This is a genomic window from Streptomyces sp. NPDC002795 (genome assembly GCF_042888725.1).
Lineage (GTDB): Bacteria > Actinomycetota > Actinomycetes > Streptomycetales > Streptomycetaceae > Streptomyces.
On sequence record NZ_JBIAQB010000002.1, the window covers coordinates 239,740 to 254,591 of the forward strand.

Here is a 14,852-nt window from a genome sequence, read left to right on the forward strand (position 1 = left end):
CGGCCAGGTCGAAGTCAGCCGTCACAGTCCTCAGACGTTGAAGCGGAACTCCACGACGTCCCCGTCCTGCATCACATAGTCCTTGCCCTCCATGCGCGCCTTGCCGGCCGCGCGGGCGTCGGCGACCGAGCCCGTCTCGACCAGGTCGGCGAAGGAGATGACCTCGGCCTTGATGAAGCCCTTCTGGAAGTCGGTGTGGATGACACCGGCCGCCTCGGGAGCCGTGGCGCCCTTCTTGATCGTCCAGGCGCGGGACTCCTTGGGGCCTGCCGTCAGGTACGTCTGCAGGCCCAGGGTGTCGAAGCCGACGCGGGCGAGCGTCGCGAGGCCCGGCTCGTCCTGGCCGACGGACTGGAGGAGTTCGAGGGCCTCCTCCTCGTCGAGCTCGGCGAGGTCCGCCTCCAGCTTGGCGTTGAGGAAGATCGCCTCGGCGGGGGCGACGAGGGCGCGCTGCTCGTCCTTGAAGGCCTCGTCCGTGAGCTCGTCCTCGTCGACGTTGAAGACGTAGAGGAAGGGCTTCGTCGTGAGGAGGTGCAGGTCGTGAAGGAGTTCCTCGGCGTCGGAGTTCTGGACGATGCCCGCGGAGGACAGCGTCTCGCCCTTCTCCAGGATCTCCTTGGCCGCCTCGACCGCCTTGACCTTCGGGCCGATGTCCTTCTTGATGCGCGACTCCTTCTGGAGGCGCGGCAGGACCTTCTCGATGGTCTGGAGGTCGGCGAGGATCAGCTCGGTGTTGATCGTCTCGATGTCGCTCTTGGGCGCGACCTTGCCGTCGACGTGCACGACGTTCTCGTCCTGGAAGGCGCGGATGACCTGGCAGATCGCGTCGGACTCGCGGATGTTCGCCAGGAACTTGTTGCCCAGGCCCTCACCCTCGCTCGCGCCGCGCACGATGCCCGCGATGTCGACGAAGTCGACGGTGGCCGGGAGCGTCTTCTGCGAGGAGAAGATCTCCGACAGCTTGGTGAGGCGGGGGTCCGGGACACCGACCACACCGACGTTCGGCTCGATCGTGGCGAACGGGTAGTTGGCCGCGAGCACGTCGTTCTTGGTCAGGGCGTTGAACAGGGTCGACTTGCCGACATTCGGCAGACCGACGATTCCGATCGTGAGCGACACGTTGCGACTTCCCGTACGTGATGGGGTGGGTGTGGGGTTGGGCGATCCACCAGTCTACGGCCTCGTCCGACCCGCCCGACTTCCGCCAAGCGCGGTCAAGCTCTGCCAAAGTGCGTGTCCCTTGGGCTATTGGGCACATAAGCGCATCTATGTTGGGCTTGTGGAGCAACCCAGGACGCGTCCCCCGCAGGCCCGGCCCCGCCGCACGGCCCCGCTACCGCCTCAGGCGCAGGGCGGCCAGGACGGCACAGTGCCGTCCGGTGAGTCCGCCACCGTGTACCGCGCGGCCCGTGGGGTCCGGTCGACTCCCGGGCGCCGGCCCCCGCGCTTCCCGAACCCACGGCTCACGGGACGGGGCAGCGCCCTGTTCTGCCTCACCGCGATGCTGGTCTTCGGGTCCGTCGACCGGCTGTTGTTCGCGGGCTCCCCCGCTGTCTACGGAGTGCTGTTCCTGCTCGTCAGCGGGCTCACGGCGGTGTGGGTGCGCGGCGCGGACCTGGTGACGGCGCCGGTCGTGGTGCCGATCGCGTTCGCCGTCGGCATGGTGCCGATCTCCGAGGGCACGGGCGGCTTCGGGCAGCAGGTCATGGGGCTCGCGACGACGCTCGCCATGAACGCGATCTGGCTGTACGTCGGGACGCTCGTCACCGGTGTGCTCGTGACCGTACGGAAGGTGCGGCTCATGGCCCGGCGGGCCGCGGTGCGCCGGGCGGGCGGCCGTCAGTCCGCCGCCCAGTCCACCGCCCAGCCCTCGTCCCAGGCGCCGGGCCCACGGCGCCGTACCGCGTAGCCCCCCGGCCCCGGAAGCACTACGCGCGCGATGCCGCCATCGCCGCGCCCACGATCCCCGCGTTGTTCTGCAGCTCGGCCGGGACGATCTCGGCCTTGATGCCCTTGATCAGCGGCAGGAACTTGTGCGCCTTGCGGCTGATGCCGCCGCCGATGATGAACAGCTCGGGCGAGCAGAGCATCTCCACGTGCGCCAGGTACTTCTGCACGCGGTGCGCCCACTGCTCCCAGCTGAGGTCGTGGTCCTCGCGCGCCTTCGTGGAGGCGTGCTTCTCCGCGTCGTGCCCGTTCAGCTCCAGGTGGCCCAGTTCCGTGTTCGGCACGAGGACGCCTTCGGAGAACAGGGCGCTGCCGATGCCCGTACCGAAGGTGAGCAGCAGCACCGTGCCCTTGTGGCCGCGGCCCGCGCCGAAGTGCATCTCGGCGACGCCCGCGGCGTCCGCGTCATTGAGCACCGTGACCGGGAGCCCGCCGAGCTTCTCGCTCAGCAGGGCCCGCGCGTCCACGTCGATCCAGCTCTTGTCGACGTTGGCCGCCGTACGCACCGTGGCGCCGCCGGTGACGACACCGGGGAACGTGATGCCGACCCGGTCGGGCCGCACGTCGGCGAAGTGGTCGATGACCTGCTTGACCCCGTCGGCCACGCCCTCGGGCGTGGCCGGGTGCGGGGTCAGCACCTTGTGCCGCTCCTGGGCGAGATCGCCGCGCTCCAGATCGACCGGGGCGCCCTTGATCCCGGATCCGCCGATGTCCACACCGAAGATCTGCATGACTCCACGTTACGACGAGGGGCCGACAGTCACTCCTTGGAAGCGGACTCCCCGGCCTCCCCGGCCTCGCCGACCAGCGACCGAGCCTCCTCGCGCAGGTCGCGGCGGAGCTCCTTGGGCAGCGAGAACGTGATCGATTCCTCGGCCGCCTTCACGATCTCCACGTCCGCGTAGTCGCGCTTCGACAGGTACTCAAGGACCTCCTCGACGAGCACGTCCGGCACGGAGGCACCGGAGGTGACGCCGATGGTCGTGACGCCGTCCAGCCACGACTCGTCGATCTCGGAGGCGTAGTCCACGAGGTACGCCTCGCGCGCGCCGGCCTGCTTGGCGACCTCGACGAGCCGCACGGAGTTCGAGGAGTTGCGCGAGCCGACGACGATGACGAGGTCGGACTCGGCGCCCATCTGCTTCACGGCGAGCTGGCGGTTCTGGGTCGCGTAGCAGATGTCGTCGCTGGGCGGCGAGATGAGGTTCGGGAACTTGCCCTTGATGGCGTCGACGGTCTCCATCGTCTCGTCGACGGAGAGCGTGGTCTGGGACAGCCAGACGACCTTCTCCGGGTCGCGGACCTCGACGTTGGCGACGTCCTCGGGGCCGTCGACGAGCGTGATGTGCTCGGGGGCCTCGCCGGACGTGCCGATGACCTCTTCGTGGCCCTCGTGCCCGATCAGGAGGATGTCGAAGTCGTCCTGGGCGTAGCGGATCGCCTCCTTGTGGACCTTGGTCACCAGGGGGCAGGTGGCGTCGATGGTGGCGAGCTTGCCGCGCTCGGCCTCCGCGTGGACGGTCGGTGCGACACCGTGCGCCGAGAACATCACGATGGAGCCCTCGGGCACCTCCTCCGTCTGCTCGACGAAGACGGCGCCCTTCCGCTCCAGGGTCTGCACGACGTACTTGTTGTGCACGATCTCGTGGCGGACATAGATGGGGGCCCCGTACTGCTCGAGGGCCTTCTCGACGGCGATCACGGCACGGTCCACACCGGCGCAGTAACCCCGGGGGGCGGCGAGCAGGACGCGGCGGGAGCCAGGCGTAGCAGTCATGCCCCCATCGTAAGGGCGACCCCGGGGAGCCAAAGATCGTCCCGGTGGGGAGACTGGGAGTCTGCAAGCACTACGGAGGCACGATGTCCGCCGACACCCCCCACGTCACACATGAAGAGGCGTCACTGCGGCGCAGTCTCACCTTCCGGGACCTCGTGGTCTACGGGCTCCTCTTCATCGCCCCCATGGCGCCCGTCGGCGTCTTCGGCACCCTGGACGCGAAGTCGCACGGCGCGGTCGCCCTCGTCTACATCGTCGCGACGATCGCGATGGCGTTCACCGCTTTCAGCTACGCACAGATGGTGCAGGTGGCCCCGCAGGCGGGCTCGGTCTTCGCCTACGCGCGCGCGGGTCTCGGAAAGGGCCCCGGGTTCATCGCGGGCTGGATGGCACTGCTCGACTACGTACTGATCCCCGCGGTCGCGTATCTCTTCGCCGGCATCGCGATGAACGCGCTCGTCCCCTCGGTCTCCCAGTGGGTGTGGACGGCGCTCGCGGTAGTGATCACGACGCTGCTCAACCTGTGGGGTGTGCGGGCCGCGGCGCGGGTCGGGTTCGCGGTCCTGGCGCTTGAGATCGTGGTGCTGCTGGTCTTCGTGGTCTCGGCGGTCGTGGTCCTGGCCACGGACGGGCCGCAGCGCGACTGGCTGTCGCCGCTGACCGGCGACGGCACGCAGGGCGCGTTCGCGCTGTCGGCGGTGATCGGCGCGGTGTCCGTGGCGGTCCTGTCGTACCTGGGCTTCGACGCCATCGCGTCGTTCGCCGAAGAGGTCACCGGGGGCTCGGCGAAGGTCGCGCGGGCGGTGCTGTTCTGCCTCGTCTTCACCGGTGTGCTGTTCGTCGCGCAGACCTACTTGGTCGCACTGCTCGAACCCACCACGTCGGCGCAGCTCGCCGCCGACCCCGGAAAGCAGGGCAGCGCCTTCTACGACGCGGTGGACGCGTCCGTGGGCTCGTGGCTGCACGACCTGGTGGCGGTGAGCAAGGCGATCGGCGCGGCGTTCGCGGCGCTCGCCGGGCAGGCGGCGGCCGGGCGGCTGCTCTTCGCGATGGCCCGCGACCGGCGCCTGCCGAAGGCGCTCTCGCGGACGTACGCCGGGGTGCCGCGGGTGGCGCTGCTGTTCGCCGCGGTCGTCACGCTCGTCGCGGCGGTGTGGGCGGCCAGCCGGGACGACGGCATGGACCACCTGGTCTCGGTCGTCGACATCGGCGCCCTGACGGCCTTCACGCTGCTGCACGCGAGCGTGGTGGGGTATTTCGCGGTACGCCGCCGTGGTGGCGCGGTGAGCTGGTGGCGCCACATCGTGATCCCGGTCCTCGGCGCGGCGATCACCGTCGCGGTGATCGTGGAGGCGTCGGGGACGGCGCAGGTGGTCGGCGCGATCTGGCTGGTCATCGGGCTCGTGGTGCTCGCGGCGCAGCGGGGCAGGGAGCCGTCCGTGCCATCGCCGCACGCAGCGCCGTGACCATCTGAGTGACCACCTGAGTTGTCAGTGTCTGCGACTACGCTCACGGCATGGCTGTCAACACGTCCGCGGACGCCCCGCTGCCCGTGGGGCAGGTGTCGCGGCTCATCGGGGGATGGATCGACCGGCTCGGCGCCGTGTGGGTCGAGGGGCAGATCACGCAGCTGTCCCGCAGACCGGGCGCGGGCGTCGTGTTCCTGACGCTGCGCGACCCTTCGCACGAGATCTCGGTGTCGGTGACCTGCTACCGGCAGGTGTTCGACGCGGTGGCGGACGTGGTGCGCGAGGGCTCCCGCGTGGTCGTGCACGCGAAGCCGGAGTGGTACGCGCCGCGCGGCCAGCTCTCGCTGCGGGCCGCCGAGATCCGCCCGGTCGGTGTCGGTGAACTGCTCGCGCGCCTGGAACAGTTGAAGAAGGCGCTGGGCGCGGAGGGCCTCTTCGCGGACGACCGCAAGAAGCCGCTGCCGTTCCTGCCGCAGCTCATCGGCCTGGTCTGCGGCCGTGCGTCGGCCGCGGAGCGCGACGTGCTGGAGAACGCGCGGCACCGCTGGCCCGCCGTCCGCTTCGAGGTGCGCAACGTACCGGTGCAGGGCGTGCACGCGGTGCCGCAAGTGGTCCAGGCCGTCAAGGAACTGGACGCGATCGACGACGTCGACGTGATCATCGTGGCGCGCGGCGGCGGCAGCGTGGAGGACCTGCTCCCGTTCTCCGACGAACAGCTGGTGCGGACGGTGTCCTCCTGCCGTACGCCCGTCGTCTCCGCGATCGGCCACGAGCCGGACAATCCGCTGCTCGACTACGTGGCCGACCTGCGCGCCTCGACGCCGACGGACGCGGCGAAGAAGGTCGTGCCGGACGTCGGCGAGGAGTACGAGCGGGTGCGCTGGCTGCGGGACCGGGCCAGGCGCAGCGTCGAGGCGTTCCTGGAGCGGGAGGAGCGGGGCCTGGCCGCGGCGCTCAGCCGGCCCTCGATAGAGGACCCGCACCGCATGGTCGACGAGCGCGAGGAGCAGATCGCGGCGCTGACCGAGCGCTCCCGCCGCACCCTCGGCCATCTCCTCGACCGCGCCGAGTCGGAGCTGACGCACACGCACGCGCGCGTGGTGGCGCTCTCCCCCGCGGCCACCCTGAAGCGGGGTTACGCGGTGCTGCAGAAGCCGGACGGGCACGTGGTGCGCGCGCCGGACCAGGTGGCGGGGGGCGAGGAGCTGCGGGCCCGCGTCGCCGAGGGCGAATTCACCGTACGAGTATCGGAAGACGAAGCGTGAGGACGGGCAACAGCATGACGACGAAGGCGGCCGACGAGGCGCTCGGCTACGAGCAGGCGCGGGACGAACTGATCGATGTCGTACGGCGGCTGGAGGCCGGTGGCACGTCGCTGGAGGAGTCCCTCGCGCTGTGGGAGCGCGGCGAGGAGCTGGCGAAGGTGTGCCGCCGCTGGCTGGACGGCGCGCGTGCCCGCCTGGACGCGGCGCTCGCGGAGGAGGGCGAGGAAGGGGCCGGGGAGGCCGGAGACACCGAGGGCGCCGAAGAGGAGTGACGCCCGTGGCTCCTTGTGAACAGCGTCACGAAGCGTTTGGTTGAAGGTTGAACCTCATCGGCGTACGGTCTTTCATGCGGGCCGATCCGGACAGAACGGATCGCCGCAGCCGTGACCGTCGCACCGAGAAGGTTGATCCATGTCTCTCGTTCTTGACCCCGCCGCGCAGGACCTGCTGTTCCGCGAGGCCCGCACCGCGAACACGTTCTCGTCGGAGCCCGTGACCGACGAGCAGATCGCGGCGATCTACGACCTGGTCAAGTACGGCCCGACCGCCTTCAACCAGTCGCCGCTGCGCATCACGCTGGTCCGCTCCCCCGAGGCCCGCGAGCGCCTCGTCAAGCACATGGCCGAGGGCAACCAGCCGAAGACCGCCGCCGCACCGCTGGTCGCGATCCTCTCCACGGACCACGAGTTCCACGAGGAGCTGCCGCAGCTCTTCCCGCACGCCCCGGGGATCGCGGACATGTTCTTCTCCGAGCGCCCGGTCCGCGAGCAGGCCGGCACGCTGAACGCGACGCTGCAGGCCGCCTACTTCATCATCGGCGTCCGCGCCGCGGGCCTCGCCGCGGGCCCGATGACCGGCCTCGACTTCGCCGGCGTCCAGAAGGAGTTCCTGGACGACGACCACACCCCGCTGATGGTCATCAACATCGGCAAGCCGGGCGAGGACGCCTGGTTCCCGCGCTCCCCGCGCTTGGAGCAGGAGCAGGTCATCACGACCGTCTGAGTGTCACGCATCGCGCACATCGCGTACGAGGAAGGGCCCCGGCTTCGGCCGGGGCCCTTCCTCGTACGTTCGGGGTGAACCGAGCGGTCACAACTTCTCGCGCTTCATCTCCAGCGCCTCGGCCATCTTCCTCAGCTGGGCGAAGTCGGCCGTGCCGGTCACCACCGTGGTGGAACCCTTCTGCTTCAGCACCAGGGCGTCGTACTTCTCACCCTTGTAGCGCTCCCAGGTCTCGCCGCCGATCCGCTCCGTGCGACCGGTCGCCGAGGCACCCTGGCTCACCTTGTTGATGAACCCCTTCGCCCGCCCCGTCGCCTGCTCGACGGCGACGTACTGCCCCTCCGGGTCGAGGTACCCGAGGTGCCACCCGTCGTTCGCGGTGCCCTGGTAGCGCACGGACGTCGGCTTCCAGTCATGCGAAAGGCCCGTGGGCGCGGCCACCGGGTACGGCGCCGCACGGCGGGCCGTCGACAGCTCGACCTTGTAATCGACGCGCTTGACCTGCGACCCCCCGGAATCGTCGTGGGGGACGAAGAGGTAGATCACGCCGGCCGCGACAACGCAGACACCGAGCGAGAGGACCAGACTGCCGACCGATTTCTTACCGTTTCCTGCTGCCACGCGCCCCATCGTCGCAGGTCGCCGGATGATCTCTGCCGGGAGGTCCGAAACCGCGCGGTCCGACATCGACCGACCCGCTCATCCGTAGGGCGGTCTGCTCAGATTGTCGGACTGACGATAGAGTCCTCCCCATACAAACCCCTCGTCCGCCCGCCCGTCGCCCGCCACCGCCCTTCCAACGAGCCCTTCGGGCGCCCCTCCTTATTGTCGTATCCCGGTGAAGCCGAACAACCCGGTGAACCCCGGAACAGAAAGGTGCGTCTCGATGACCGAGCATCACCAGCTTCCTTCCGAACTCGAGGTCCCCTCCGAGGCCCCCGACCGCAACCTCGCCCTGGAACTCGTCCGGGTCACCGAAGCCGCGGCGATGGCCGCGGGCCGCTGGGTGGGCCGCGGCGACAAGAACGGCGCGGACGGCGCGGCCGTACGCGCCATGCGCGCCCTCGTCTCCACCGTCTCGATGAACGGCGTGGTCGTCATCGGTGAGGGCGAGAAGGACGAGGCCCCGATGCTCTTCAACGGGGAGCGCATCGGCGACGGCACGGGCGCCGAGGTCGACATCGCCGTCGACCCGATCGACGGCACCTCGCTCTGCGCGAAGGGCATGCCCAACGCGATCGCCGTGCTCGCCGCCGCCGACCGCGGCACGATGTTCGACCCGTCCGCCGTGTTCTACATGGACAAGCTCGTCACCGGCCCCGAGGCCGCCGACTACGTGGACATCAACGCCCCGGTGTCGGTGAACATCCGCCGCGTCGCCAAGGCGAAGAAGCGCGCGCCCGAGGACATCACCGTGGTCATCCTCGACCGGCCGCGGCACGAGGGGATCATCAAGGAGGTCCGGGAGACCGGCGCCCGCATCAAGCTGATCTCGGACGGCGACGTCGCGGGTTCGATCCTCGCCGTGCGCGAGGGCAGCGGCGTCGACCTGCTGCTCGGCATCGGCGGTACGCCCGAGGGCATCATCTCGGCCTGCGCGATCAAGTGCCTGGGCGGCGTGATCCAGGGCAAGCTGTGGCCGAAGGACGACGCGGAGCGCCAGCGGGCGATCGACGCGGGGCACGACCTGGACCGCGTGCTGTCCACGGACGACCTGGTCTCCGGCGAGAACATCTTCTTCGTCGCCACCGGGATCACCGATGGTGAGCTGCTGCGGGGCGTCCGGTACGACTCCCAGCGGGCACACACGTCGTCGCTCGTGATGCGGTCCAAGTCCGGGACGATTCGGCAGATCGACTCGACGCATCGGCTGAGCAAGCTGCGTGCCTACAGTGCGATTGACTTCGACCGGGCCAAGTAGGTTGCGGGGGTCCGTGGTTGACGCCTCGGGGCGCTGCCCCGGACCCCGCGCCTCAATCGCCGGCGGGGCTTGATCAGCCGGCCAGGGCCGTCCGCGGGGCCTTCTTCAGCTCCACCTCGCGGCGGCGCCTGCGCGCCAGCACCACTCGGCGTTCCGCAGCCGTAAGGCCGCCCCACACGCCGTACGGCTCCGGCTGGAGCAGTGCGTGCTCTCGGCACTGGACCATGACGGGGCAGCGGGCACAGACCCGCTTGGCCGCCTCCTCGCGGGCGAGGCGCGCGGCGGTGGGTTCCTTGGATGGGGCGAAGAAGAGTCCCGCCTCGTCGCGCCTGCACACCGCCTCCGTGTGCCATGGCGCGTCCTGATCCCTGCCCCTGACTGGCTCGCGCTGCTGCGGTACGGCGGTGACCTGCAGGGACTGATGCGGCGGGTGCAGCACGGTCTACTCCTGACGACGGCTGACGACGGCTTTCGCGAGCGGGCGACGATGCAGCAAGCTCTACCCGCTGTGTCGGCTCCTAAGCACTGAGTTCCGAAGCTCGGAACTTCCGACGCGCATACGGGAGTTCACCGCCCAAAAGCCATCGGGCGCGGTCGTCAGCCGAGGTGCTTGCGCAGGTGCTTCTCCAGGTTCTGGATGAGCTTGCCGCGCTTCGGCTTCGCCTCGATGTTCCCGAGGACCGCGAAACCGTCGACGTACACGACGGGCGCCTCGGGCTCACGCGCGTCCAGCGTGTCCACCTCGAAGTTGCCGAGGACGCCCGCGCCGCTGCCGCGCAGCGAGATGTTCTCGGGGACGCGGATCTCGACGTTGCCGAACACGGAGACCGCCTTGATGTACACCTGCGGGTACTCGAAGATCGCCTCGCTGAGGTCGATCTCGACGTTGCCGAAGATCGCGTACGCGTGCGTGCGGCGGCCCACTCGCCAACGGCCCTTGCGTGTCGTGGAGCTGAGGACCGCCACCAGGTTCTCGTCGGGCACCGCCGGGATCGTGCCGGGCGCCGGGCGGCTCGGGGCGGGGCCGGGCTCGGGCGCCGGGCGGGGCGCGGCGTGGGTGCCCGGCAAGTCGCGGACCAGCGGCTCCAGTTCGCCGACCGTCTTGGCGCGGTAGACCCCGTCGATCCGCTCGGCGTGCTCCTCCGCGTCGAGCCGGCCCTCCGCGAGCGCCTCGCGCAGGATGTCCGCGATCCGGTCTCGGTCGGCGTCGGACGCGCGCAGGTCGGTCGGCTCCGCCACGGGAGCGCTGGGCGCGGGCTGCGAGGGGCGCTTTTGAAGGTCCACGGCAGCAGACTACCGAAACGCGATAGATCGCGACACCCCCCGTCACGGGGCTCCCGGGGCGAACTGAGCCTTACCTCACAGGCTCGGCCGCCCGACCAGGTTCTACGCTGGTTGGCGCTGCCAACGGATGCCAGCTGCTGTCTGTCGAGTGAGGAAAAGGCGAGATGCCGGAGTTCGCGTACACCGATCTGCTTCCCCAGGGTGAGGACCCCACCACGTACCGGTTGGTGACCTCGGAGGGTGTCTCCACCGCCGAGGGGCCGGACGGCCGTACGTTCCTGAAGGTCGAGCCGGAGGCGCTGCGCAAGCTCGCCGAAGAGGCGATCCACGACATCCAGCACTACCTCCGCCCGACCCACCTCGCGCAGCTGCGCCGCATCATCGACGACCCCGAGGCGTCCGGCAACGACAAGTTCGTCGCGCTCGACCTGCTGAAGAACGCCAACATCGCGGCGGCGGGCGTGCTCCCCATGTGCCAGGACACCGGCACCGCCATCGTCATGGGCAAGCGCGGGCAGAACGTCCTCACCGAAGGTGAGGACGAGAAGTCCCTCAGCAAGGGCATCTACGACGCCTACCAGAACCTGAACCTGCGCTACTCGCAGATGGCCCCGCTGAACATGTGGGACGAGAAGAACACCGGCTCCAACCTCCCCGCGCAGATCGAGCTCTACGCGACGGACGGCGGCGCCTACAAGTTCCTCTTCATGGCCAAGGGCGGCGGCTCCGCCAACAAGTCGTTCCTGTACCAGGAGACGAAGGCCGTACTGAACGAGTCCTCCATGATGAAGTTCCTGGAGGAGAAGATCCGCTCCCTGGGCACGGCCGCCTGCCCGCCGTACCACCTCGCGATCGTCGTCGGCGGCACCTCCGCCGAGTACGCCCTGAAGACCGCCAAGTACGCCTCCGCGCACTACCTGGACGAGATCCCGGCCGAGGGCTCCGAGCTCGGGCACGGCTTCCGCGACAAGGAGCTCGAGGACAAGGTCTTCGAGCTGACGCAGAAGATCGGCATCGGCGCGCAGTTCGGCGGCAAGTACTTCTGTCACGACGTGCGCGTGGTGCGCCTGCCGCGGCACGGCGCCTCCTGCCCGGTCGCCATCGCCGTGTCCTGCTCCGCCGACCGCCAGGCCACCGCGAAGATCACCGCGGAGGGCGTCTTCCTCGAGCAGCTGGAGACGGACCCGGCGCGCTTCCTGCCGGAGACGACCGACGAGCATCTGGAGCAGGACAGCGACGTCGTCAAGGTCGACCTGAACCAGCCGATGGACGCGATCCTCGCCGAGCTGGCCAAGCACCCGGTGAAGACCCGCCTCTCCCTGACCGGCCCGCTCGTCGTCGCCCGCGACATCGCGCACGCCAAGATCAAGGAGCGCCTGGACGCCGGCGAGGAGATGCCGCAGTACCTGAAGGACCACCCCGTGTACTACGCGGGCCCGGCGAAGACCCCCGAGGGTTACGCGTCCGGCTCGTTCGGCCCGACCACGGCAGGCCGCATGGACTCCTACGTGGAGCAGTTCCAGGCCGCGGGCGGCTCCAAGGTCATGCTCGCCAAGGGCAACCGCTCCAAGCAGGTCACCGACGCGTGCGACACGCACGGCGGCTTCTACCTCGGCTCCATCGGCGGCCCGGCCGCGCGCCTCGCGCAGGACTGCATCAAGAAGGTCGAGGTCGTCGAGTACGAGGAGCTCGGCATGGAGGCCGTCTGGAAGATCGAGGTCGAGGACTTCCCGGCGTTCATCGTCGTCGACGACAAGGGCAACGACTTCTTCCAGAACCCGGCGCCCGAGCCGACCTTCACGCACATCCCGGTCCGCGGCCCCGGCCTCTCGTAACCGGCAGGCAGTAGGCATCACACGATGGTGGGGTTGTTCCGGCGTTCCGGAACAACCCCACCGTCGTACACGCTGTACCTGGTATGAGCGACAACGCCGGCGAATACCGCATCGAGCACGACTCCATGGGCGAGGTCCGTGTGCCCGCCGCCGCGAAGTGGCGGGCCCAGACCCAGCGCGCCGTGGAGAACTTCCCCATCTCCGGGCAGCGCATCGAGCGCGCCCACATCGAGGCGCTGGCCCGCATCAAGGGCGCGGCGGCCACGGTGAACGCCGAACTCGGAGTGGTCGACAAGGACATCGCCGAGGCCATCGCCTCGGCGGCCGCCGAGGTCGCCGAGGGCCGCTGGGACGCCGAGTTCCCCATCGACGTGTTCCAGACCGGCTCCGGTACGTCGTCGAACATGAACACCAACGAGGTGCTGGCCACGCTCGCCACCGAGCGCCTGGGCCGCGACGTGCACCCGAACGACCACGTGAACGCCTCGCAGTCGTCCAATGACGTGTTCCCCTCCTCCATCCACATCGCGGCCACCGCCGCCGTCACCCACGATCTGATCCCGGCCCTCGATCACCTGGCCGCGTCCCTGGAGCGGAAGTCGGCCGAGTTCGCCGATGTCGTGAAGTCGGGGCGTACGCACCTGATGGACGCGACGCCGGTGACGCTCGGCCAGGAGTTCGGCGGCTACGCGGCGCAGGTCCGCTACGGCGTCGAGCGGCTGACGGCCTCGCTCCCCCGCCTCGCCGAACTCCCCCTGGGCGGCACCGCGGTCGGCACGGGCATCAACACCCCGCCCGGCTTCTCGCCGGCCGTCATCGCCGAGGTCGCGCGCGCGACGGGGCTGCCGCTGACCGAGGCCCGCGACCACTTCGAGGCGCAGGGCGCGCGGGACGGGATCGTGGAGACGAGCGGGCAGTTGCGCACCATCGCCGTCGGCCTGACGAAGATCGCCAACGATCTGCGGTGGGCGGCCTCCGGTCCGCGTACCGGCCTCGCCGAGATCAACCTGCCCGACCTGCAACCCGGTTCGTCGATCATGCCGGGCAAGGTGAACCCGGTCATCCCCGAGGCGACGCTGATGGTCGCGGCCCAGGTGACCGGGAACGACGCGACGGTCGCCACGGCCGGCGCCGCGGGCAACTTCGAGCTGAACGTGATGCTTCCGGTCATCGCCAAGAACGTCCTGGAGTCGATCCGGCTGCTCGCCAACGTGTCCCGGCTGCTCGCCGACCGCACCGTCGACGGCATCACCGCCAACCGCGAGCGCGCCCGCGAGTACGCCGAGTCCTCCCCGTCCGTCGTCACGCCGCTCAACAAGTACATCGGCTACGAGGAGGCGGCCAAGGTCGCCAAGAAGTCCCTCGCCGAACGGCGGACGATCCGGGAGGTCGTGCTCGACGGCGGCTATGTGGAGCGGGGCGACCTCACGGTGGAACAGCTCGACGAGGCGCTCGATGTCCTTCGCATGACGCGGCCGTGACGATGCGTGGCCAGTTGGCGTATTCGCGATACGCACCGCAGCGTCGTATGCCCTTGGCACCTAATATCTGTGCATGACAGACGACTACCGGACGCACGACAGAGAAGGGCGCTGGGCGCCCGGCGAGCCGATCCTGTGGCGCTACCGCGCCAACGGGGGCGACGGCTTCCACATCTGCCGTCCGGTCACGGTCGTCCAGGACACCGACGAGCTGCTCGCCGTGTGGATGGCGCCCGGCACCGAGTGCGTGAAGCCTGTGATCGCCGACGGCACCCCCGTGCACCGCGAGCCGCTCGCCACCCGCTACACCAAGCCCCGCGCCCTGCAGCGCGACCGCTGGTCCGGCACGGGCGTGCTGAAACTGGCGCGGCCCGGCGACCCCTGGTCGGTGTGGCTGTTCTGGGAGCCGGGCTGGAGGTTCCGCAACTGGTACGTGAACCTGGAGGCGCCGCGCGCCCGTTGGGCCGCGGGCATCGACTCGGAGGACCACTTCCTCGACCTGTCGGTGTACCCGGACGGCAGCTGGCGCTGGCACGACGAGGACGAGTTCGCGCAGGCGCAGGCCGTGGGCCTGATGAGCCCCGCACAGACGTCCGAGGTGCGCTCCGCGGGGCGCCGGGCGGTCGAGGCGATCGAGAACTGGCGGCCTCCGTTCTCGGACGGCTGGCAGCACTGGCGCCCCGACCCGGCGTGGCCGGTTCCCGCCCTCCCGGTTGACTGGGACCGTACGCCCGCGCACGTGTCCTCATGAGACCCTTGATGCGCCCCCATGGGGTAACCGTAGGATCGTCCTCCGCAAGAGAACACCGGTCCGGATGTGCGGGTTCTACGGACAACTCTTGGCACGCACAACTGGTCTGACACGATGTCA

At 69.7% G+C, this 14,852-nt stretch carries 15 protein-coding genes; 9 read left to right on the forward strand and 6 right to left on the reverse strand.

Features of this window, described 5'->3' with window-relative positions; genetic code table 11:
- Positions 1-30 precede the first annotated feature (30 nt).
- Positions 31-1,119 (reverse strand): redox-regulated ATPase YchF, encoded by a 1,089-nt coding sequence (gene ychF, locus ACFYWS_RS05585; RefSeq protein ID WP_389269872.1) that lies wholly within the window; start codon positions 1,117-1,119, stop codon positions 31-33.
- Between the two features lie 160 nt (positions 1,120-1,279).
- Between ychF and ACFYWS_RS05590 the strand changes: the two genes are divergently transcribed.
- A complete protein-coding gene (locus tag ACFYWS_RS05590) occupies positions 1,280-1,909 on the forward strand; it encodes a DUF6542 domain-containing protein (protein ID WP_389269874.1) in 630 nt (209 codons plus the stop codon).
- A gap of 19 nt (positions 1,910-1,928) precedes the next feature.
- On the opposite strand, the gene ppgK is transcribed toward ACFYWS_RS05590, so the two are convergent.
- Together ppgK and ACFYWS_RS05600 are read right to left on the reverse strand one after the other, a co-directional pair.
- A complete protein-coding gene (gene ppgK, locus ACFYWS_RS05595) occupies positions 1,929-2,678 on the reverse strand; it encodes a polyphosphate--glucose phosphotransferase (protein ID WP_389269876.1) in 750 nt (249 codons plus the stop codon).
- Between the two features lie 29 nt (positions 2,679-2,707).
- Entirely contained in the window at positions 2,708-3,724 is a 1,017-nt protein-coding gene (locus tag ACFYWS_RS05600; RefSeq protein WP_389269878.1) for a 4-hydroxy-3-methylbut-2-enyl diphosphate reductase, read from the reverse strand.
- An 83-nt stretch (positions 3,725-3,807) separates the two neighbouring features.
- On the opposite strand from ACFYWS_RS05600, the gene ACFYWS_RS05605 reads away from it, so the two are divergent.
- The 4 genes from ACFYWS_RS05605 (at position 3,808) to ACFYWS_RS05620 (ending at position 7,460) form a co-directional block, all read left to right on the forward strand.
- On the forward strand, positions 3,808-5,190 hold the full coding sequence (locus tag ACFYWS_RS05605) for an APC family permease (RefSeq protein ID WP_389269880.1): 1,383 nt from the start codon (positions 3,808-3,810) through the stop codon (positions 5,188-5,190).
- A gap of 50 nt (positions 5,191-5,240) precedes the next feature.
- Positions 5,241-6,458 carry an exodeoxyribonuclease VII large subunit gene (gene xseA, locus ACFYWS_RS05610; protein ID WP_389269882.1) on the forward strand — a complete coding sequence of 406 codons (1,218 nt, stop codon included), beginning with the start codon at positions 5,241-5,243 and terminating at the stop codon, positions 6,456-6,458.
- Positions 6,459-6,472: 14 nt separating this feature from the next.
- Entirely contained in the window at positions 6,473-6,730 is a 258-nt protein-coding gene (locus ACFYWS_RS05615) for an exodeoxyribonuclease VII small subunit (RefSeq protein WP_389269884.1), read from the forward strand.
- A 139-nt stretch (positions 6,731-6,869) separates the two neighbouring features.
- Positions 6,870-7,460, forward strand: a complete 591-nt coding sequence (locus ACFYWS_RS05620; RefSeq protein ID WP_389269886.1) for a malonic semialdehyde reductase — start codon at positions 6,870-6,872, stop codon at positions 7,458-7,460.
- Positions 7,461-7,547: 87 nt separating this feature from the next.
- Here the strand turns inward: ACFYWS_RS05620 and ACFYWS_RS05625 are convergent, their stop codons facing one another.
- Positions 7,548-8,090, reverse strand: a complete 543-nt coding sequence (locus ACFYWS_RS05625) for a DUF4245 domain-containing protein (RefSeq protein WP_389269887.1) — start codon at positions 8,088-8,090, stop codon at positions 7,548-7,550.
- A 256-nt stretch (positions 8,091-8,346) separates the two neighbouring features.
- Between ACFYWS_RS05625 and glpX the strand changes: the two genes are divergently transcribed.
- A complete protein-coding gene (gene glpX / locus ACFYWS_RS05630) occupies positions 8,347-9,381 on the forward strand; it encodes a class II fructose-bisphosphatase (RefSeq protein WP_389269889.1) in 1,035 nt (344 codons plus the stop codon).
- Positions 9,382-9,454: 73 nt separating this feature from the next.
- Here the strand turns inward: glpX and ACFYWS_RS05635 are convergent, their stop codons facing one another.
- Together ACFYWS_RS05635 and ACFYWS_RS05640 are read right to left on the reverse strand one after the other, a co-directional pair.
- Positions 9,455-9,820 carry a WhiB family transcriptional regulator gene (locus ACFYWS_RS05635; protein WP_389269891.1) on the reverse strand — a complete coding sequence of 122 codons (366 nt, stop codon included), beginning with the start codon at positions 9,818-9,820 and terminating at the stop codon, positions 9,455-9,457.
- Between the two features lie 158 nt (positions 9,821-9,978).
- Positions 9,979-10,665, reverse strand: a complete 687-nt coding sequence (locus ACFYWS_RS05640; RefSeq protein ID WP_389269893.1) for a DUF1707 domain-containing protein — start codon at positions 10,663-10,665, stop codon at positions 9,979-9,981.
- Between the two features lie 164 nt (positions 10,666-10,829).
- On the opposite strand from ACFYWS_RS05640, the gene ACFYWS_RS05645 reads away from it, so the two are divergent.
- The 3 genes from ACFYWS_RS05645 to ACFYWS_RS05655 all read left to right on the forward strand — a co-directional run bounded on the left by ACFYWS_RS05645 (position 10,830) and on the right by ACFYWS_RS05655 (position 14,732).
- Positions 10,830-12,500 (forward strand): fumarate hydratase, encoded by a 1,671-nt coding sequence (locus ACFYWS_RS05645; RefSeq protein WP_389269895.1) that lies wholly within the window; start codon positions 10,830-10,832, stop codon positions 12,498-12,500.
- Between the two features lie 83 nt (positions 12,501-12,583).
- Positions 12,584-13,981: a class II fumarate hydratase gene (locus ACFYWS_RS05650; protein WP_389269897.1), complete on the forward strand. Its 1,398-nt coding sequence runs from the start codon at positions 12,584-12,586 to the stop codon at positions 13,979-13,981.
- Positions 13,982-14,054: 73 nt separating this feature from the next.
- Positions 14,055-14,732, forward strand: a complete 678-nt coding sequence (locus tag ACFYWS_RS05655) for a DUF402 domain-containing protein (RefSeq protein ID WP_389269899.1) — start codon at positions 14,055-14,057, stop codon at positions 14,730-14,732.
- The last annotated feature ends 120 nt before the right edge of the window (positions 14,733-14,852 follow it).